Raw genomic sequence first — 18,241 nt, 5'->3', positions numbered from 1 at the left:
GGATGCCTCCGGCGGGGATATTTAAGGCAAGATGAAGGGTTTATACGGCTTCATCTTGCCAAAAATATCCATGCTCCGAACGTTCGGACCCCTCAGAACGGCACGTCATCGGCACCGGTGATGAAGCGGGCGACGACCTTCTTGATGCCGGCCTTTTCGAATTCGATTTCCAGCTTGTCGCCCTCGATGCCGAGGATAGCCCCGTAGCCGAATTTCTGGTGAAAGACGCGCTCGCCCACGGTGTGTGAACTGAGCGCCTGGGCGTCGATCACCGGGGAGCGGGCCTCGGTCGGCTGGCTGATGGGGCGCGAGGCGCCGCGCGATTGCAGGCGGCGCCAGCCGGGGGAGTTGTAGACATTGGCCTGCGCCGCGCGGGTCTCGATGCCGCTTGCGGCCGCGCCGTAATTGCCACCGTAGAGTCCGGGTGGGGTCAGCACCTCGACATGCACCTCGGGCAACTCGTCAATGAAGCGCGAGGGCATCTGGGATTGCCACTGGCCATATACCCGGCGATTGCCCGCAAAGGAGATGGTGCAGACCTCCTCCGCGCGGGTGATGCCGACATAGGCGAGGCGGCGTTCCTCTTCCAGCCCGCGCGTGCCCGACTCATCCATCGAGCGTTGCGAGGGGAAGAGCCCGTCCTCCCAGCCCGGCAGGAAGATGACGGGAAATTCCAGCCCCTTGGCGGCGTGCAGCGTCATCAGGGTGATCTTTTCGCCCGCCTCTTCGGTCTCGTTATCCATGATCAGGCTGACATGTTCGAGAAAACCTTGCAGGTTCTCGAAGCCTTCCAGCGCCTTGACGAGTTCCTTGAGGTTTTCGAGACGGCCCGGGGCCTCGGGCGTCTTGTCGTTCTGCCACATGGCGGTGTAGCCGCTCTCGTCGAGGATGATCTCGGCGAGTTCCATATGGGTGAGGTCGGCGTCGCCGGTCATCCGGCCCCAGCGGGCGAGGCCCAGGATCAGGTCGCGCAGCGCCGCCGCGCCCTTGCCCTTGATCGCGCCCTGCTCGACCGCCAGCGCCGCGCCGTCGACCAGCGAAACACCATTGTCGCGGGCGATGCGCTGGATGGTCTGCTGCGCCTTGTCGCCGAGGCCGCGCTTGGGGGTGTTGACGATCCGCTCGAACGCGAGATCGTCGGCGGGCGAGACCACGAGGCGGAAATAGGCCATCGCGTCGCGGATTTCCATCCGCTCGTAGAAGCGCGGGCCGCCGATCACGCGGTACGGCAGGCCGATGGTCAGGAACCGGTCCTCGAAGGCGCGCATCTGGTGCGAGGCGCGCACGAGGATGGCCATGTCATCGAGGCCAAAGGGCCGCATCCCGCGCGTGCCACGCTGCATCGCATCGACCTCTTCGCCGATCCAGCGGGCCTCTTCCTCGCCGTCCCAGTGGCCGATCAGGCGGAGTTTTTCGCCCGCCTCTGCCTCGGTCCACAGCTCCTTGCCCAGCCGGTCGCGGTTGCCCGCGATCACGCCCGACGCGGCGGCGAGGATATGCGGGGTGGAGCGGTAATTCTGTTCAAGCCGGATCACGGCGGCACCGGGAAAATCCTTTTCAAACCGCAGGATATTGCCCACCTCGGCGCCGCGCCAGCCATAGATCGACTGATCGTCGTCGCCGACGCAGCAGATGTTGCGATGCCCGCCCGCGAGCAGGCGCAGCCACAGGTATTGGGCGACGTTGGTGTCCTGGTATTCGTCCACGAGGATGTATTTGAACCAGCGTTGGTATTGCGCCAGCACATCGTCGTGTTTCTGGAAGATCGTCACCACATGCAGCAGCAGATCGCCGAAATCGACGGCGTTCAGCTCCTTGAGCCGCGCCTGATAGAGCCGGTAGAGCGCGGGGCCCTTGCCGTCATAGGCCGACGCCTCGCTGCCGGGCAGGTTGTCGGGCGTCCAGGCGCGGTTTTTCCACTGGTCGATGATCCCGGCGAGCTGGCGCGCGGGCCAGCGTTTGTCGTCTATGTTGGCGGCCCGCACGAGTTGTTTCAGCAGGCGCAACTGGTCATCGGTGTCGAGGATGGTGAAATTCGATTTCAGATCAACAAGTTCGGCGTGACGGCGCAGCAGCTTGACGCAGATCGAATGGAAGGTGCCGAGCCACGGCATGCCCTCGACCCGCTCGCCCATCAGGCGGCTGACGCGCTCCTTCATCTCGCGCGCGGCCTTGTTGGTGAAGGTCACGGCGAGGATTTCATTGGGGTGCGCGCGACCGGTATTGAGCAGATGCACGATGCGGGTGGTCAGCGCCTTGGTCTTGCCGGTGCCCGCGCCCGCGAGCATCAGCACCGGGCCGTCGAGCGTCTCAGCCGCGCGGCGTTGCTCGGGGTTCAGGTCGTCAAGATAGGAGGCGGGCCGCGCGGCCATGGCGCGGGCGGCGAGGCCCGCGCCCTCGAAGGCGTCGGATTCGTCGAATGTGCTCATGCCCCTTGATAGCGCGCGTGCCCCACGAGATAAAGCCCGTGTTCGGGATATGTTCCGCGCGCGTCATCGCGCTGGACAAGCACCGGAAAACCCTGACAAATGCCGTGCATGAGCCTGCACGCACGATACCCCGCCCTCGCCGATCTGCGCGCCCGCGCGCGCACCCGCATCCCGCGTTTCGTCTGGGAGTATCTCGACAGCGGCACCGGGGCAGAGGCCACCAAGGCGCGCAACCGGTTGATGCTCGACCGGGTGATGCTCAGCCCCTCGATCCTGCATGGCGAGATCACGCCCGACCTCGGCACGACGCTGTTCGGGCAGGATCACGCGCTGCCGGTGGGGATCGCGCCGGTGGGCATGTCGGGGCTGATCTGGCCCGATGCCGAACGGATGCTTGCGCGCGCCGCCACGGCGACGGGTATTCCCTACACGCTCTCGACCGTGGCCGCCACGCGCCCCGAGGATGTGGGGCCGCATCTGGCGGGGCGCGGCTGGTTCCAGATTTATCCGCCGCGCGACCCCGACATTCGTGCCGACATGCTCAAACGTGCACGCGCCGCCGGGTTCTCGGTGCTGGTGATGACGGTGGATGTGCCGGTTGGCTCGCGGCGCGAGCGGCAGGTGCGCTCGGGGCTGACGACGCCGCCGCGGCTCACGCCGCGGCTGATGGCGCAGGTGGCGCGCTGCCCGGCCTGGGCGAGCGGCATGGCGCGGCTGGGGATGCCGCGGATGCGGATGATCGACGACTACGCCGGGCAGACCAAGGGCCTGCCGTCGAACAAACATGCGGGCTATTTGCTGCGCACCTCGCCGGACTGGGAGTACCTGCGCTGGCTGCGCGAGGCGTGGGACGGGCCGCTGGTGGTCAAGGGTGTGCTGCGCGCCGACGATGCGCGGCGGATCGAGGCCGAGGGGGCGGATGCGGTCTGGGTATCGAACCACGCGGGACGACAGTTTGACGCCGCCCCCGCCACGATCGAGGCGTTGCCGGAGGTGCGCGCCGCCACCACGCTGCCGGTGATCCTCGACGGCGGGGTCGAGGGCGGGCTCGACATCCTGCGCGCCATCGCGCTTGGCGCGGATTTCGTGATGATGGGGCGGGCCTGGCACTATGCGCTCGGCGCGCTTGGGGATCGCGGGCCGGCGCATCTTGCCGATATCCTTGCCGAGGACCTGCGCGCCAACATGGGTCAGCTTGGCACGCGGCACGTCCCCGATGTGCGCAGCCGCCTGATTGTGCCGGACTGGGTGGACAATCAGGCTTAGGATCAAAGCCTTGCGGGAAATGTATTGCAATGTATATACAAAGTATATGCGTTGTGCCACACTGCCAGCCGACAGGGAGGGCGCGGGATGCCGGCCGGTGAACGCAAGAAGAAGGATCGCAAGGACAGCCAGTTGATCATTCGTATCAACAAGGCCGACCGCGATGCGTTTCTCGACCTGTGCGAGGCGCTCGACACGAGTGCGGCGCGCGAGATCCGGCGCTTTATCCGCGAGTTCACCCTGTCGCATCAAGGCGCGGACCCCGACCCGGGGGGCGCGCGGGACAGCAGGGCAAAGGAGCCGGCAGAATGGCCAGGAAAGCGAAAATCAAAGAGCTCAAAAAAGAAGTGAAGCGGCGCACCGCCAAGGTGGCCCGTCAGAAAACCAAGCTGAAATCGGCGCGAAAGGCGCTCAGGAAGGCGGCCTGAACAGCCGCGCCCGCGGCGGGCTGCAACCGCACGCCCGCCGTCTTTCGCTCTTATCACGGACAGGAGATCGCCGTGTCTTCACTGACAGATATCCGCGGCATCGGCCCCGCCCTCGCGCGCGCCCTCGCCGCTCTTGGCATCGCCACGCCGGACGCTCTCGCACAGGCCGCCCCGGCAACGCTCGCGCAGGTGCGCGGCATCTCGCCGGGCCGCGCGCAAGGCTTCATCGACGCGGCGCGGGCGTTGAGCCAGGCTGCCCCGCCACAGACCGCCGCGCCAACCGCGCCCGCCGAGCCACCGGCAGACCCCGTAAATCAGACCCCGGCCAAGCCGGCCAATGCAACGACGGCCGGCAAGAAAAAGACCGGCAAGAAAAAGACTGACAAGAAAAAGGCCGGCAAAAAGAAGGCCGCGAAAAAAGACGGCAAGAAAAAGGCCGGAGCCGCCAAGACCAAACCGGACAAGAAGGCCGACAAGACGACAAAGAAGAAATCCGGCAAATCCGCCGCGAGCGCGGACAAGAAGACCGGCAAGACCAAATCCGGGTCGAAGAAAAAAAAGAAATAGGCGGCCGCCCCCGCCCCCGCGCGGCATCCCCCTGTCCGGGTAGGGCACCCCACCCGCCCGGTCAGGAAAATCCCCCACCCGGCGGATCGCGGCAATGCAAGATTGCGCAGGACGTTCACAAATCCTACAAGACGCCAGCGCTGCGGCGCGGCAAGGATCAAAGACCATCGGGGGAGAGAGCGTCAATGGCCGAATTCCGCAAAATCCTGATCGCCAACCGGGGCGAGATCGCCATTCGCATCATGCGCGCCGCCAACGAGCTTGGCAAGCGCACCGTCGCGGTCTTTGCCGACGAGGACAAGCTGAGCCTGCACCGGTTCAAGGCCGATGAGGCGTATCGCATCGGCGAGGGGATGGGGCCGGTCGCCGCCTATCTCTCGATCGAGGAGATCATCCGCGTGGCCCGCGACTGCGGGGCCGACGCGATCCATCCCGGTTACGGCCTGCTGTCGGAAAACCCCGATTTCGTCGATGCCTGTGTTGCCGCGGGCATCACCTTTATCGGTCCGAAGGCCGAGACCATGCGCGCGCTTGGCGACAAGGCGAGCGCGCGGCGCGTCGCCGTCGAGGCGGGCGTGCCGGTCATCCCGGCAACCGAGGTGCTGGGCGAGGACATGGCGGCGATCCGCAAGGAGGCCGAGGCGGTCGGCTATCCGCTGATGCTCAAGGCGTCCTGGGGCGGCGGCGGGCGCGGCATGCGGCCGATAGGCGGCGCCGATGAGCTGGAGGAAAAGGTGCTGGAGGGGCGGCGCGAGGCCGAGGCCGCATTCGGCAACGGCGAGGGCTATCTGGAAAAGATGATCCTGCGCGCACGCCATGTCGAGGTGCAGATCCTCGGCGACAAGCATGGCAACATGTATCACCTTTACGAGCGCGACTGCTCGGTGCAGCGGCGCAATCAGAAGGTGGTGGAGCGCGCCCCCGCCCCCTATCTGAGCGAGGCGCAGCGCGAGGAAATCTGCCAGCTTGGCCATCGCATCTGCAAGCATGTCGATTACGAATGCGCCGGCACGGTCGAGTTCCTGATGGATATGGACACCGGCGCCTTTTACTTCATCGAGGTCAACCCGCGCGTTCAGGTCGAGCATACCGTGACCGAAGAGGTCACCGGCATCGACATCGTGCAGGCGCAGATCAAGATCGCCGAGGGCAAGACCCTGACCGAGGCCACCGGCAAGGCGTCGCAATACGACATCACGCTCAATGGCCACGCGCTCCAGACCCGGATCACCACCGAGGATCCGCTCAACAATTTCATCCCCGATTACGGCCGTATCACCGCTTATCGCAGCGCCACCGGCATGGGCATCCGCCTCGATGGCGGCACCGCCTATTCGGGCGGCGTGATCACCCGCTACTATGACAGCCTGCTGACCAAGGTCACAGCCTGGGCCCCCACCCCCGAGGCCGCCATCGCCCGGATGGACCGCGCGCTGCGCGAGTTCCGCATTCGCGGCGTGAGCACCAATATCGCCTTTGTCGAGAACCTGCTGAAGCACCCGACCTTCCTCAACAACGAATACACCACCAAGTTCATCGACACGACGCCGGAGCTGTTCAAGTTCTCCAAGCGGCGCGACCGGGGCACCAAGGTGCTGACCTATATCGCCGATATCACGGTGAACGGGCATCCCGAGACGACGGGCCGCGCGAAACCGGCGGACGTCAAGCTGCCGCGCCCGCCCGCGCTGCAGGGCGAACCCGCGCCGGGCACCCGCACGCTGCTGGAGGACAAGGGCGCCAAGGCTGTCGCCGACTGGATGCTGGCGCAGGACCGGCTGCTGCTGACCGACACCACCATGCGCGACGGGCACCAATCCCTGCTGGCCACGCGGATGCGGTCCATCGACATGGTGCGCGCGGCCCCCGCCTATGCCGCCAACCTGCCCGATCTCTTCAGTGTCGAATGCTGGGGCGGGGCGACGTTCGACGTGGCCTACCGGTTCTTGCAGGAATGCCCGTGGCAGCGCCTGCGCGATCTGCGCGCCAAAATGCCGAACCTGCTGACGCAGATGCTGCTGCGCGCCTCCAACGGCGTGGGCTATACCAACTATCCCGACAATGTGGTGCAGGAATTCGTGCGGCAGGCCGCCGAGACCGGCGTCGATGTGTTCCGCGTGTTCGACAGCCTCAACTGGACCCCGAACATGCGCGTCGCGATGGATGCGGTGAACGAGGCCGGCAAGATCTGCGAAGGCACGATCTGTTACACCGGCGATATCCTCGACCCGGAGCGCGCCAAGTATGACCTGAAGTACTATGTCGGCATGGCCCGCGAATTGCAGGATGCGGGCGCGCATGTGCTGGGCCTCAAGGATATGGCGGGGCTGCTGAAGCCGGCCTCGGCCAGCGTTCTGGTCAAGGCGCTGAAGGACGAGCTGGACATCCCCGTCCATTTCCACACGCATGACACGTCGGGCATTGCCGGGGCCACCATCCTCGCCGCCGCAGAGGCGGGGGTCGATGCGGTGGACGCGGCGATGGATGCGTTTTCGGGCGGCACCTCGCAGCCCTGCCTCGGCTCGATCGTCGAGGCGTTGCGCAACACGCCGCGCGACACCGGGCTGAACATCGAACGCATTCGCGAGATGTCGAATTACTGGGAGCAGGTGCGCGCGCAATACGTGGCGTTCGAGAGCGGCCTTCAGGCCCCTGCGTCGGAGGTCTATCTGCACGAGATGCCCGGCGGGCAGTTCACCAACCTCAAGGCGCAGGCGCGCAGCCTCGGGCTTGAGGAAAAGTGGCCCGAGGTGGCCCGCACCTATGCCGATGTGAACCAGATGTTCGGCGATATCGTCAAGGTCACGCCGTCCTCCAAGGTGGTGGGCGACATGGCGCTGATGATGGTCAGCCAGGGCCTGACGCGCGCCGATGTGGAGAACCCCGGGACCGACGTGGCGTTTCCCGATTCGGTCATCGACATGATGCGCGGCAATCTCGGCCAGCCGCCGGGTGGCTTTCCCGAGGGCATCGTGAAGAAGGTTCTGAAGGACGAGAAGCCCAATACCGAGCGTCCGGGCAAGCATCTCGACCCCGTCGATCTGGAGGCCACGCGCAAGGACCTGGTCGAGCAACTGGAAGGCACGTCGATCGACAGCGAGGATCTCAACGGCTACCTGATGTATCCCAAGGTGTTTCTCGATTACATGGGGCGTCACCGGCAATACGGGCCGGTACGGACCCTGCCGACGCGCTGCTTCTTCTACGGGATGGAGCCGGGCGAGGAGATCAGCGTCGAGATCGATCCGGGCAAGATCCTCGAAATCCGCCTGCAGGCCGTGGGCGAGACCAACGAGGAAGGCGACGTCAAGGTGTTCTTCGAGCTGAACGGTCAGCCCCGGGTGATCCGGGTGCCCAACCGGCTGGTGAAATCGACCACCGCCGCGCGCCCCAAGGCCGAGCATGGCAACCCCAACCATGTCGGCGCACCGATGCCCGGCGTGGTGGCGAGCGTCGCCGCTCAGGTGGGCGCGAGCGTCAAGGAGGGCGACATGCTGCTGACCATCGAAGCGATGAAGATGGAGACCGGCATCCACGCCGAGCGTGACGCGGTGGTTCGGGCCGTCCATGTCCAGCCCGGCGGGCAGATCGACGCCAAGGATTTGCTGGTGGAGTTCGAGTAGGACGCCGGTCACCCGGCATGCACCGTCACCCCAGGGCGCGATCCGGGGGTCTCGCCGTCGGCAGATCCTCCGGTCAGGCCGGAGGATGACGGGTGCATGGCGGTCAACCCAGGGGCTTTTGCATCCGCGCGAATTCGGCCATTCTTCAGACCGCCCCCCCTCGAAGGCAAGCCCATGCAGAAAATCATCGTCTTCACCGATATCCACCTCGTCCCCGAGGGCGAGACGATCATCGGGCTCGACCCGTTCGCGCGCTTCATGCAGGGGCTTGCCCATGCGCTCGACAATCATCCCGACGCCGCGCGCGTGGTGCTGTGCGGCGACCTCACGCACAACGCCGCGCCGCCGGAATATGCCCGCCTGCGCACAGCGCTCGATACCTGCCCGCTGCCGGTCTCGCTGATGCTGGGCAACCACGACCGCCGCGCGCCGTTTCTCGGGGCGTTTCCCGATGCCGAGCGGATGGAGAGCGGCCATATCCAGCACCTTGCCGATATCGGGGACTATCGCCTGATCTGCCTCGATACGCTGAACGAAGAGGCCGAGGACACGCATTCCGGCTGGCTCTGCGGGGCGCGGCTCGACTGGCTCGACGCGGCGCTCGCCGGGGCGGGCGACCGGCGGGTGATCGTCTTTAGCCACCATCCGCCGATCGCGACCGGTTTCAAGGGGATGGACTGGATCGGGCTGAAGAACCGCGACGACCTCGTCGCGCGGCTCGGCACGGCGGGAAACGTCGCGCAAATCGTCTCGGGCCACATCCACCGCACGATCCAGGGGTCGGCGGGCGGTATCCCGGTGGCGATCCTCAAGAGCCCCTGTCACCAGATGCCGATGGCGCTGGGCTACCAGGATCCCAGCCTGTCCACGCCCGAGCCCGGGGCCTATGGCCTGCTGTTGCTGACCGACGAGGGCGTGATCGTGCACAGCGAGGATTTCACCCTGCCCCCCACCGGGGCGCAAATCTACACCTGAAATAAAGGGCCACCCATGTCGCTCACCGTTACACCGCTCTATGCGGGCCTTCTGGGCCTGCTGTTCGTGATCCTCAGCATCCGCGTCATCACCTCACGCTTCACCGCGCGGGTGACGCTTGGCGATGGCGGCGACAAGACGCTCGCCAAGCGCATCCGCGTCCACGGCAACTTTGCCGAATATGCGCCGATGGGGCTGATCCTGCTGGCGCTTGCGGAATTGCAGGGCGCGCCGCTCTGGGTGGTGCACCTGCTGGGGCTCATGCTGCTCGCGGGGCGGGTGATACATGCCATCGGGCTGGGGCGCGCGCCGCAGATCATGCTGTTGCGTCGGGCGGGCATGATCCTCACCTTCGCCATGATCGCCATCGCCGCGCTGGCCTGCCTCGGCCACGCGCTGACCTGACCGGAAGGGGCCGTCTTGCCCGACCTGCTCGCGGACCCGGGCGTCCGGGCGTCTTTTCTCACCCTTGCCGTGCGGGTGCCGACGCCCGGTCCGGTCTGCCAGACGCGGCGGCACCGGGGCTGAGCGCGCGGCAGGCTTCCCCGCGTGGAAAAAATCGGCCATGATGCTATCAGGTACTGAGGTCCGGCGCGCGGGGGGCCGCCTGCCGGACGAGGGAGGACCAAGACATGTGCCAACTCTTTGCCGGGCAGGACCCGGACCGCTACACGCTGGAAACCCGCCGGATGCGCCTGAACGGCCAGAGCACGAGCATCCGGCTGGAAAAATCCTTCTGGGAGATCCTCGACGAGATCGCCGGGGGCGAAGGGCTGAGCACCCCCGCCTTCGTGTCCAGGCTGCACGCCGAGGTGCTGGAGCTGCACGGCGAGCCGGCGAATTTCACCTCGCTGCTGCGCTGCACCTGCCTCGTGCACCGCGAAACCCCGCCCGAGGCCCGCACCGGGCAGATCGCGGCGGAGTGAGGGACGCGCGGAAGGCCCGCCGCCGCCACTGCCGCGGGCGATCCCTTTAAGGACGGTGGGCCGTCTCCTATGTCATGAGCAGACAAAGGAGGTGCCTATTGACCACCGATCACGCGAAACGTCCCCCGCTCGACCCGTCCCGCACCGCCACGATCGAAGCGTTCGGCGGCCGCATTGCCGCGCTGGAGCCGATCGGCGCGGAGGTCAGGGGCATCGACCTTGCCGCCGGGACCGCTCCGCCGCGCGCGGTGCTGGATGCGCTGGAGATGGAGATGGCGGAGCGCGGCTTTCTGGTGTTCCGCAACGAGGCCGAGATCGGGCACGAGGCGTTTCTGCGCGCAAGCTGCTGGTGGGGCGGGCGCGAGTTGCACAGCACCCACGGCGTCCACCCCGCCACGCCGGATGGCAATCCGCACATCTTTCGCCTGTCCAATGACCGCCGTCACGGCATCCCCGATGTCGGCCCGCAATGGCACAACGATGGCAGCTTCATCCCCGCCACCTTTTCGCATTCCGGCTATCACATCATCCGCCCGCCCGAGCGCGGCGGCGGCACGCATTTCGCGCATCAGGGTGCCGCGCATGACGCACTGCCCGAGGAGACGCGGGAGCGTTGGGCGCGCCTGTCGTCGGTCAATTCCGCCTCGGGCGTGGTGCATCCGATGGTGCACAGGCATCCGCTCTCGGGCCGCAAATGCATCTGGCTGCATCTCGGCATGACCGGCGCGATCATCGAGAGGCTGCCCGAAGGCGAGGGGTTTCGGCTGCTCGACGCGGATGAGATGAGCCGCGTTTGCCATACCTATAACGACATCCTCAATGCCGGGCTGGAGCACGGCTATGCCACCGCGTTCGAGTACCGGCGGAACGATTGCGTGTTCATCGACAACCTCGCCGTCGCGCATCGCGCCGCACCCGAGGCGCATATGCCGGTGGAACAGCAGGGCCTGCGCATCATGCATCGCAGCACCACGCGCGGCACGCAGCCCCTCGCCCCCGGATTCGGACTGCCGCAGCATGTCAATATCGACGGGGCCAACCCGTTCGGCCGCGGTGTGTGGCAGGGCGGCGGCATCGGCTTTCGCTGGGAGGACGGGATCCCGATGCGGAACTGAGGGGGAGGGGCAGATATGGCCTGAAGCGGTCGTTGGGGTGAGCCGCGCGGGGTGGGTGGCAAAGGGCAGGCATAGCCCCAAAAACCATCCCGAGCCCCCCCCTGTAGTAACCCCTTACTACCCGCCCCCTCCCTGCGCTGGTAACCTTTCCGGACCAACTGCAACGATCCGGAGGGCATGATGGCCAAAGCCATTCACAGCATGATCCGCGTTCTCGACGAGGCGCGGTCGGTTGATTTCTACAAACGCGCGTTCGGGCTCGACGTAGCCGACCGGCTGGATTTCGAAAAATTCACCCTTGTCTACATGTCCAACGATGAAAGCCCCTTCGAGGTGGAACTCACCGTCAACAAGGGCCGCACCGAGCCCTATGACCTGGGCGACGGCTATGGCCATCTGGCCGTTCTGGTCGAGGATCTGGAGGCCGAGCACGCGCGGTTCGAGGCCGAGGGCCTGACCCCCCGCAAGATCGTCGAATTCGCGCCCGATGGCAAACTGGTGGGCAAGTTCTTTTTCGTGGCCGACCCGGACGGCTACGAGATCGAGGTGTTGCAGCGCGGCGGGCGCTTCAAATGACAACACGGGCGCTGCCGGGGAGGGCCGCGCCCGTTTCATTTCATGGGAGGAGAACCAATGACCGATACCAAACCCCGCGAGGGGCTCTCACGGCGCGACTTGCTCGCGCGGTCCATGGCGGCGGGCGCAAGTTTCGTCGTCGGCAGCAGTTTCGTGGCAAGCCACGATGCGGCCTGGGCGCTGGAGACCACGGCGCTCAAGCCCGGGACCATGGCGACGCTCATTCAGATGGCGCGCGACATCTACCCGCATGATCATCTGGCCGACGAGTATTACGCCGTCGCCGTCAAGGGCTATGACACGCCCGAGGCCGCCGAAGACGTCGAGGCCGGGATTGCCGGGCTGAACGCGGCGGCGCAGGGCAAGGGCCATGCCGATTACCTGAGCATCGGGTGGGAGCGCGACCGCGCCCAAATCCTGCGCGGGATGGAGGACAGCGCGTTCTTTCAGCAGGTGCGCGGCGGGCTGGTGACCGGCCTTTATAACCAAAAGGCGGTCTGGCCGCTGTTTGGCTATGAGGGCGAGTCCTATTCCAAGGGCGGTTACATCAACCGCGGCTTCGACGACATCAACTGGCTCTGAGCCATGGCCAACTGAGGAGGAACCCAACTATGGCTGCACCTTTTGATCTGAACGACGACAACGTGATCGTCGTCATCGGCACCGGCGCGGGCGGCGGCGTGCTGTCGAACGAGTTGGCGCAACGCGGCGTGTCCGTGGTGGCGCTGGAAGCGGGCGGGCGCTACCTGCCCGAGGATTACGTCAACGACGAGTGGGAAAGCTTTGGCCAACTGGCCTGGCTCGACCCGCGCACCACCTCCGGCGACTGGCGCGTGGCGCGCGATTTTTCCGGGCTGCCTGCCTGGATCGTCAAGGCCGTGGGCGGCACCACGACCCATTGGGCGGGCGCGTCGCTGCGGTTTCAGGACCATGAGTGGAAGGCCGCGACCAACTATGGCCCGGTGCAGGGCGCCAACCTCGCGGACTGGCCCATCGACGGCGCGGAAATGGCCCCGTGGTACGACAAGGCCGAGAAGAAGCTGGGCGTGACCCGCACCAACGACATGCCCGGACTGCCCGGCTGCAACAATTACAAGGTGTTCGAGGCCGGGGCGAAAAAGCTGGGCTACGAGCAGGTCCATACCGGCCGCATGGCGATCAATTCCGAGGAATATGACGGGCGCATGGCCTGCCAGCAGACCGGGTTCTGCTTTCAGGGCTGCAAATGGGGCGCGAAATGGTCGGCGGCCTACACGGATATTCCGCGCGGCGAGGCGACGGGCAATCTCGAAGTGCGCGAAAAGGCGCATGTGGCGCGCATCCTGCACGACGATCAGGGCCGCGCCACCGGCGTCGAGTATTTCGACGCCGATGGCAATCTGCAGATGCAAAAGGCGCGCGCGGTCTGCGTCGCCGGCAACTCGTTTGAATCGCCCCGCCTGCTGCTGAATTCCGCGTCGTCGATGTTCCCCGACGGGCTTGCCAACTCCTCGGGGCAGGTCGGGCGCAACTACATGCGCCACCTGACCGGCTCGGTCTACGGCATCTTCGACAAGCCGGTGAAGATGTGGCGCGGCACGACCATGGCGGGCATCGTCCAGGACGAGGCACGGCACGATCCCGCGCGCGGGTTTGTCGGCGGCTATGAGCTGGAAACCCTATCGCTCGGCCTGCCCTTCATGGCGGCGTTTCTCGATCCCGGCGCGTGGGGCCGCGAATTCACCACCGCGCTCGATTCGTATGAGAACATGGCGGGGATGTGGATCGTCGGCGAGGACATGCCGCAGGAGACCAACCGTGTCACCCTCAACCACGAGGTCAAGGACCAGCACGGCCTGCCGGTGGCGAATGTGCATTACACCGACCACCCCAACGACATCGCGATGCGCACCCACGCCTACGAGCGCGGCGCGGCGATCTACGACGCGGTCGGGGCAACCCGCACGATGCCGACGCCGCCCTACCCGTCGACGCATAACCTCGGGACCAACCGCATGTCGGAAAACCCGCGCGACGGGGTGGTGAACAAGTGGGGCCAGACCCACGACGTGCCCAACCTGTTCGTCTCGGACGGGTCGCAATTCACCACCGGCGCGGCGGAGAACCCGACGCTCACCATCGTGGCGCTCGCCATCCGGCAGGCCGATCACATCGCCGGTGAGCTGTCGCGCGGCAACCTCTGAGGGGGCCGCCCTCCCCCGGCGCCTTCCTTTTCTCCCCGAGAGCGCCGGGGGAGCCGTCAGCGCCCCTCGCGGGCGTGCTGTGACAGCCGCGCGGCGTGGTCCGTCACGCGCACCAGCCAGCGCAGGGCATCGGTGCGCTCGAACACCTCGGTCACCGCCACAAGTCCGGCATGCTCCTGCAGCAGCACACCGCGGCGATAGCGGCGGCTGCGGCGCTCGATCAGGCCCGCCAGCCGCGGGCGCACCCGGTCCTGACGCAGGGCGGCGGCGACCGCCGCCACCTCGCGGGCCAGCCGCGTCTCCTGCCGCAGGGCGGCGAGGCGGTCGCGCTGTTCACAGCGCTCCAGCAGCCGCTGGAAATGGTCGATCTGGTGCAAGAGCGCGGCGTGGCGCGCCGCCTCATGGCTGCGGTCCGGCGCGATGCGCACCTGCGACAGGAACGTGCCGAGCGCGGCCACCGCCTCGCGCCCCTGCACCGTGACCGAGGACAGCGCCCGCAGGTCTCCCTCGGGCCCCAGCGCCTGCGCCAGCGCCGCGAACAGCTTGTGCCGCAGCCGGTCGGCCACCGCCTGCGCGGCATCGAGCGCCGCGCCCTCGTCGGCCAGCAGCCGCCGGTCCAGCCCCTTGGCCAGCGGCACCGGGCGCTCGGGCACCAGCCGCGCCACCAGCGCGGCAAAGTGCTCCGTCAGCGGCAGGAACACCGCCGCGCCAACGAGGTTGAAGCCGGTGTGAAACAGCACCAGCGCGGTCTGATCGTCGCCGCCCGGCCACGCGCCGTGCAGCAGCGGCGTGACCAGGTCGAGCAGCGGAAATGCCATGGCCGCCGTGCCGATGTTGAACAAGAGGTTCGCCAGCGCCGTCATCCGCATCGCGCGCCCGCCGCCCAGCGAGGCCAGCAGCCCGGTCGCCGTCGTGCCCATGTTGAAGCCGATCACCAGCGCCGCCGCCTGTGCAAATCCCAGCGCCCCCGCGCCCAGCAGCACCAGCACCAGCGCCAGCGCCGTCGAGGACGACTGGATCAGCGCCACGATCGCCGCCCCGATCAGCACCAGCAACAGCCGCCCGCCCCAGCCATCCCCCGGCAGCACCTCCGGCGACAGCCACGCGCCGAGCCCGCCGGTCGCCGCCTGCATCATGTCCAGCCCGATGAACAGCAGGCAGAACCCGGCCAGCCCGCGCCCCGCCCGCGCCACGCGGTCCCGCCCCAGCAGGATCAGCATCGCGGCCAGAAACAGCAGCGGCAGCGCCAGCGTCCCCAGCTTGAGCTTCAGCCCCAGCACCATGACGATCCAGCCGGTCATCGTGGTGCCGATATTAGCCCCGTAGAGCACGCCCAGCGACGCGCCGAAGCCCAGGATACCCGCCCCCACCGCGCCGATGGTAATGAGCGACACGGCGGTGGAGGACTGGATCACCGCCGTGGCCACCGCCCCCGCCGCCGCGCCGCGCAAGGGCGAGGCCGTCAGCCGCCCCAGCGCCTGCCGCAGCCCGCGTCCCGCCACCTGGCGCAACGCATCGGTCATGATTTCCATGCCCAGCAGGAAAAGCCCGACCCCGCCAAGCCCGGTCACGATATCGTTCAGCATCCCGGCCCCCTGCCCCGCGCCAGACTGCGCCGGGGCGGGATGATTGACAAGCTGCGCGCGCGGCGGGCGCGTTTCGAATTTTCTGCCCCGCCCCGGCAATTTTCCTCTTGCAGCCCCCGCCGAGGCTTTGTATCTCCCGGCTCACCCAAGGACGCGGGCGTAGCTCAGGGGTAGAGCATTACCTTGCCAAGGTAAGGGTCGAGAGTTCGAATCTCTTCGCCCGCTCCATTTTCTCACATCACGGATATCGGGAATACGGGGCGTGCCGCCTGCACGGGCGCGGTCGCTTGGCCCTTTCGCGCGGGCGCGCGCCGCAGTATAGAGCCTCCACGCAACAGCGGAGGCCCCATGCGCAACGCCCGGATCACCCGAAAGACCGCCGAGACCGATATCACCGTCGAGATCGCGCTCGACGGCACCGGACGCTATGACAACCGCACCGGCGTCGGTTTCTTCGATCACATGCTCGATCAGTTGGCGCGGCACTCGCTGATCGACATGACGGTATCCTGCGAGGGCGACCGGCATATCGACGATCACCACACGGTCGAGGATGTGGGCATCGCGCTCGGTCAGGCCCTCAGCCACGCCATCGGCGACAAGCGCGGCATCCGCCGCTATGGCGCGTGCATGTTGCCGATGGATGACGCGCTGGTGCGTGCCGCACTCGATCTGTCGGGGCGACCCTATCTGGTGTGGGACATGGACCTGCCCACGGACAAGATCGGCACGTTCGACACGGAGCTGGTGCGCGAATTCTTTCAGGCGTTCAGCACCCATGGCGGCATCACGCTGCACGTCGATGCGCTGCACGGCATCAACAGCCACCACATGGCCGAGGCGGCATTCAAGGCGGTGGCGCGCGCCTTGCGCGAGGCGCTGGAAAGCGATGCGCGCAAATCCGACGCGATCCCGTCGACCAAGGGCAGCTTGTAAATCATGACCACCGTCATCGTCGATTACGAGAGCGGCAACCTGCACTCGGCGGAAAAGGCGTTTCAGCGCATGGCGCGCGAGACCGGCGCGGGTGAGGTGAGCGTCACCTCCGACCCCGAGGTGATCCGGCGTGCGGACCGCATCGTGCTGCCGGGCGACGGGGCGTTTCCGGCCTGCCGTACCGAACTTTACGATCATCGCGGCGTCTTTGAGGCCATCGAGGAGGCGGTGATCGGGGGCGGTCGCCCGTTCATGGGCATCTGCATCGGGATGCAGATGCTGGCGACGCGCGGGATGGAATACGAGGAAACGCCCGGCTTTGACTGGATCGGCGGCACGGTCGAGCATATCGCGCCCTCTGACCCCGCGCTCAAGGTACCGCATATGGGCTGGAACGATCTGGTGATCGACCGGCCGCACGCCATCTTCGACGGCATCGAGACCGGCGATCACGCCTATTTCGTGCATTCCTATCATTTTCGGGTGGATGATCCGGCGCATCTGCTGGCGCATGCCGAGTATGGCGCGCCCGTGACCGCCGTTGTCGGGCGCGACACCATCGTCGGCACGCAGTTCCATCCCGAGAAGAGCCAGACCACCGGGCTGCGCCTGATCGCCAATTTCCTGACCTGGGCCCCCTGAATGGCCGCCGACCCGTTGCAGGCCATCCTCGACGAGATCACTGCCGAGGCGCGCGACGCAACCGAGCGCGGCAAGGTGGCCGATTACATCCCCGAACTGGCCTGTATCGACCCGGGCCAGTTTGCCATCGCCGTCGCCCGGCCCGGCCAGCCGACCCTGACGGCGGGAGATGCGGGCGTGCCGTTCTCGATCCAGTCGGTGTCCAAGCTCTTCATGCTGGCGCTGGCACTCGGACGCCTCGGCGACCGGCTCTGGTCCCGCGTCGGGCGCGAGCCGTCGGGGCAGGCGTTCGATTCGATGCTGCTGCTGGAGCTGGAAAAGGGCCGCCCGCGCAACCCGTTCATCAACGCGGGCGCCATCGTCACCACCGACGCCGTGCTCGAAGGCGCCACCCCGCGCGAGGCGCTTGGCGCGCTGTTGCGGTTCATCCGGGCGGCGGCGGGGGACGAGGCCATCCATATCAACGACCGCGTCGCCGCGTCGGAGACGGCGACCGGCCACCGCAATGTCGCGCTCGCGCATTACCTGCGCTCGCATGGCAACCTGCGCAACCCGCCCGAGATGACGCTGGGCACCTATTTCCACCAATGCGCGGTCGAGATGAGTTGCGCGCAACTCGCCGATGCCGGGCGCTTTCTGGTGGGCGGTGCGGGCGCGCCGCGTCTCGTGTCAAAGGCCCGCACCCGCCGCATCAATGCGCTGATGATGACCTGCGGGCATTACGACGGGTCGGGGGATTATGCCTTTCGCGTGGGCCTTCCGGGCAAGAGCGGGGTGGGCGGCGGGATCCTGTCGGTCGTGCCGGGGGTGGCGTCGGTGGCGGTGTGGTCGCCGGGGCTCAATCACTACGGCAATTCAAGGCTGGGGACAGAGGCGATGGAGCGGCTTGCGGCGCGCACCGGCTGGTCGGTGTTCGGGCCGGAGGGGAAGGGCGGGTGAGCGGCGCGGCGCCGGGATCATCATGCGACGGGTCGCGTGAAGGGGGGCAT

16 protein-coding genes and 1 tRNA gene are annotated in these 18,241 nt (G+C 67.0%); 15 read left to right on the top strand and 2 right to left on the bottom strand.

Annotation, left to right across the window (positions count from 1 at the left end):
• Window positions 1-92: 92 nt before the first annotated feature.
• Complete coding sequence (locus tag ACFFU4_RS00440) at window positions 93-2,429, bottom strand: ATP-dependent helicase (RefSeq protein WP_377065916.1); 2,337 nt, start codon at window positions 2,427-2,429, stop codon at window positions 93-95.
• A 108-nt stretch (window positions 2,430-2,537) separates the two neighbouring features.
• Between ACFFU4_RS00440 and ACFFU4_RS00435 the strand changes: the two genes are divergently transcribed.
• The 11 genes from ACFFU4_RS00435 to ACFFU4_RS00385 all read left to right on the top strand — a co-directional run bounded on the left by ACFFU4_RS00435 (window position 2,538) and on the right by ACFFU4_RS00385 (window position 14,088).
• Window positions 2,538-3,695 (top strand): alpha-hydroxy acid oxidase, encoded by a 1,158-nt coding sequence (locus tag ACFFU4_RS00435; RefSeq protein ID WP_377065914.1) that lies wholly within the window; start codon window positions 2,538-2,540, stop codon window positions 3,693-3,695.
• Between the two features lie 87 nt (window positions 3,696-3,782).
• Entirely contained in the window at window positions 3,783-4,046 is a 264-nt protein-coding gene (locus tag ACFFU4_RS00430) for a hypothetical protein (protein WP_377065912.1), read from the top strand.
• Window positions 4,047-4,195: 149 nt separating this feature from the next.
• Window positions 4,196-4,690, top strand: a complete 495-nt coding sequence (locus ACFFU4_RS00425) for a helix-hairpin-helix domain-containing protein (protein WP_377065910.1) — start codon at window positions 4,196-4,198, stop codon at window positions 4,688-4,690.
• Between the two features lie 185 nt (window positions 4,691-4,875).
• A complete protein-coding gene (locus tag ACFFU4_RS00420) occupies window positions 4,876-8,313 on the top strand; it encodes a pyruvate carboxylase (RefSeq protein ID WP_377065908.1) in 3,438 nt (1,145 codons plus the stop codon).
• A gap of 174 nt (window positions 8,314-8,487) precedes the next feature.
• Window positions 8,488-9,288, top strand: a complete 801-nt coding sequence (locus ACFFU4_RS00415) for a phosphodiesterase (protein WP_377065906.1) — start codon at window positions 8,488-8,490, stop codon at window positions 9,286-9,288.
• A gap of 15 nt (window positions 9,289-9,303) precedes the next feature.
• Window positions 9,304-9,693, top strand: a complete 390-nt coding sequence (locus ACFFU4_RS00410; RefSeq protein WP_377065904.1) for an MAPEG family protein — start codon at window positions 9,304-9,306, stop codon at window positions 9,691-9,693.
• A 227-nt stretch (window positions 9,694-9,920) separates the two neighbouring features.
• The gene (locus ACFFU4_RS00405) at window positions 9,921-10,214 is read left to right on the top strand and encodes a ribbon-helix-helix domain-containing protein (RefSeq protein ID WP_377065902.1); all 294 of its coding nucleotides are present in this window, start codon (window positions 9,921-9,923) and stop codon (window positions 10,212-10,214) included.
• Window positions 10,215-10,312: 98 nt separating this feature from the next.
• Window positions 10,313-11,329 (top strand): TauD/TfdA dioxygenase family protein, encoded by a 1,017-nt coding sequence (locus ACFFU4_RS00400; RefSeq protein WP_377065900.1) that lies wholly within the window; start codon window positions 10,313-10,315, stop codon window positions 11,327-11,329.
• 180 nt (window positions 11,330-11,509) lie between these two features.
• Complete coding sequence (locus ACFFU4_RS00395) at window positions 11,510-11,905, top strand: VOC family protein (protein WP_377065898.1); 396 nt, start codon at window positions 11,510-11,512, stop codon at window positions 11,903-11,905.
• 57 nt (window positions 11,906-11,962) lie between these two features.
• The gene (locus ACFFU4_RS00390; RefSeq protein WP_377065896.1) at window positions 11,963-12,487 is read left to right on the top strand and encodes a Twin-arginine translocation pathway signal; all 525 of its coding nucleotides are present in this window, start codon (window positions 11,963-11,965) and stop codon (window positions 12,485-12,487) included.
• 29 nt (window positions 12,488-12,516) lie between these two features.
• A complete protein-coding gene (locus ACFFU4_RS00385; protein ID WP_377065894.1) occupies window positions 12,517-14,088 on the top strand; it encodes a GMC family oxidoreductase in 1,572 nt (523 codons plus the stop codon).
• A 56-nt stretch (window positions 14,089-14,144) separates the two neighbouring features.
• Here ACFFU4_RS00385 and ACFFU4_RS00380 read toward each other — a convergent pair whose 3' ends face one another.
• A complete protein-coding gene (locus tag ACFFU4_RS00380) occupies window positions 14,145-15,674 on the bottom strand; it encodes a Na/Pi cotransporter family protein (protein ID WP_377065892.1) in 1,530 nt (509 codons plus the stop codon).
• A gap of 153 nt (window positions 15,675-15,827) precedes the next feature.
• Here ACFFU4_RS00380 and ACFFU4_RS00375 point away from each other — a divergent pair.
• From ACFFU4_RS00375 to ACFFU4_RS00360, 4 genes are all read left to right on the top strand, one after another.
• Window positions 15,828-15,902, top strand: a tRNA-Gly gene (locus tag ACFFU4_RS00375).
• 120 nt (window positions 15,903-16,022) lie between these two features.
• The gene (hisB, locus tag ACFFU4_RS00370) at window positions 16,023-16,610 is read left to right on the top strand and encodes an imidazoleglycerol-phosphate dehydratase HisB (RefSeq protein ID WP_377065890.1); all 588 of its coding nucleotides are present in this window, start codon (window positions 16,023-16,025) and stop codon (window positions 16,608-16,610) included.
• Between the two features lie 3 nt (window positions 16,611-16,613).
• Window positions 16,614-17,252 (top strand): imidazole glycerol phosphate synthase subunit HisH, encoded by a 639-nt coding sequence (gene hisH, locus ACFFU4_RS00365; protein WP_377065888.1) that lies wholly within the window; start codon window positions 16,614-16,616, stop codon window positions 17,250-17,252.
• Entirely contained in the window at window positions 17,253-18,191 is a 939-nt protein-coding gene (locus ACFFU4_RS00360; RefSeq protein ID WP_377065886.1) for a glutaminase, read from the top strand.
• The last annotated feature ends 50 nt before the right edge of the window (window positions 18,192-18,241 follow it).

Source organism: Roseovarius ramblicola (genome assembly GCF_042430665.1).
Taxonomy (GTDB): domain Bacteria; phylum Pseudomonadota; class Alphaproteobacteria; order Rhodobacterales; family Rhodobacteraceae; genus Roseovarius; species Roseovarius ramblicola.
Note: the sequence above shows the minus strand (reverse complement) of the source record. Positions and strands in the feature narration are given on the sequence as shown.

Coding starts and splice junctions, on each gene's coding strand:
- ACFFU4_RS00410 (WP_377065904.1), top strand. CDS start 9,304: ATGTCGCTCACCGTTACACCGCTCTATGCGGGCCTTCTGGGCCTGCTG.
- ACFFU4_RS00430 (WP_377065912.1), top strand. CDS start 3,783: ATGCCGGCCGGTGAACGCAAGAAGAAGGATCGCAAGGACAGCCAGTTG.
- hisH (WP_377065888.1), top strand. CDS start 16,614: ATGACCACCGTCATCGTCGATTACGAGAGCGGCAACCTGCACTCGGCG.
- ACFFU4_RS00420 (WP_377065908.1), top strand. CDS start 4,876: ATGGCCGAATTCCGCAAAATCCTGATCGCCAACCGGGGCGAGATCGCC.
- ACFFU4_RS00390 (WP_377065896.1), top strand. CDS start 11,963: ATGACCGATACCAAACCCCGCGAGGGGCTCTCACGGCGCGACTTGCTC.
- hisB (WP_377065890.1), top strand. CDS start 16,023: ATGCGCAACGCCCGGATCACCCGAAAGACCGCCGAGACCGATATCACC.
- ACFFU4_RS00360 (WP_377065886.1), top strand. CDS start 17,253: ATGGCCGCCGACCCGTTGCAGGCCATCCTCGACGAGATCACTGCCGAG.
- ACFFU4_RS00395 (WP_377065898.1), top strand. CDS start 11,510: ATGGCCAAAGCCATTCACAGCATGATCCGCGTTCTCGACGAGGCGCGG.
- ACFFU4_RS00405 (WP_377065902.1), top strand. CDS start 9,921: ATGTGCCAACTCTTTGCCGGGCAGGACCCGGACCGCTACACGCTGGAA.
- ACFFU4_RS00440 (WP_377065916.1), bottom strand. CDS start 2,429: ATGAGCACATTCGACGAATCCGACGCCTTCGAGGGCGCGGGCCTCGCC.
- ACFFU4_RS00380 (WP_377065892.1), bottom strand. CDS start 15,674: ATGCTGAACGATATCGTGACCGGGCTTGGCGGGGTCGGGCTTTTCCTG.
- ACFFU4_RS00415 (WP_377065906.1), top strand. CDS start 8,488: ATGCAGAAAATCATCGTCTTCACCGATATCCACCTCGTCCCCGAGGGC.
- ACFFU4_RS00435 (WP_377065914.1), top strand. CDS start 2,538: ATGAGCCTGCACGCACGATACCCCGCCCTCGCCGATCTGCGCGCCCGC.
- ACFFU4_RS00385 (WP_377065894.1), top strand. CDS start 12,517: ATGGCTGCACCTTTTGATCTGAACGACGACAACGTGATCGTCGTCATC.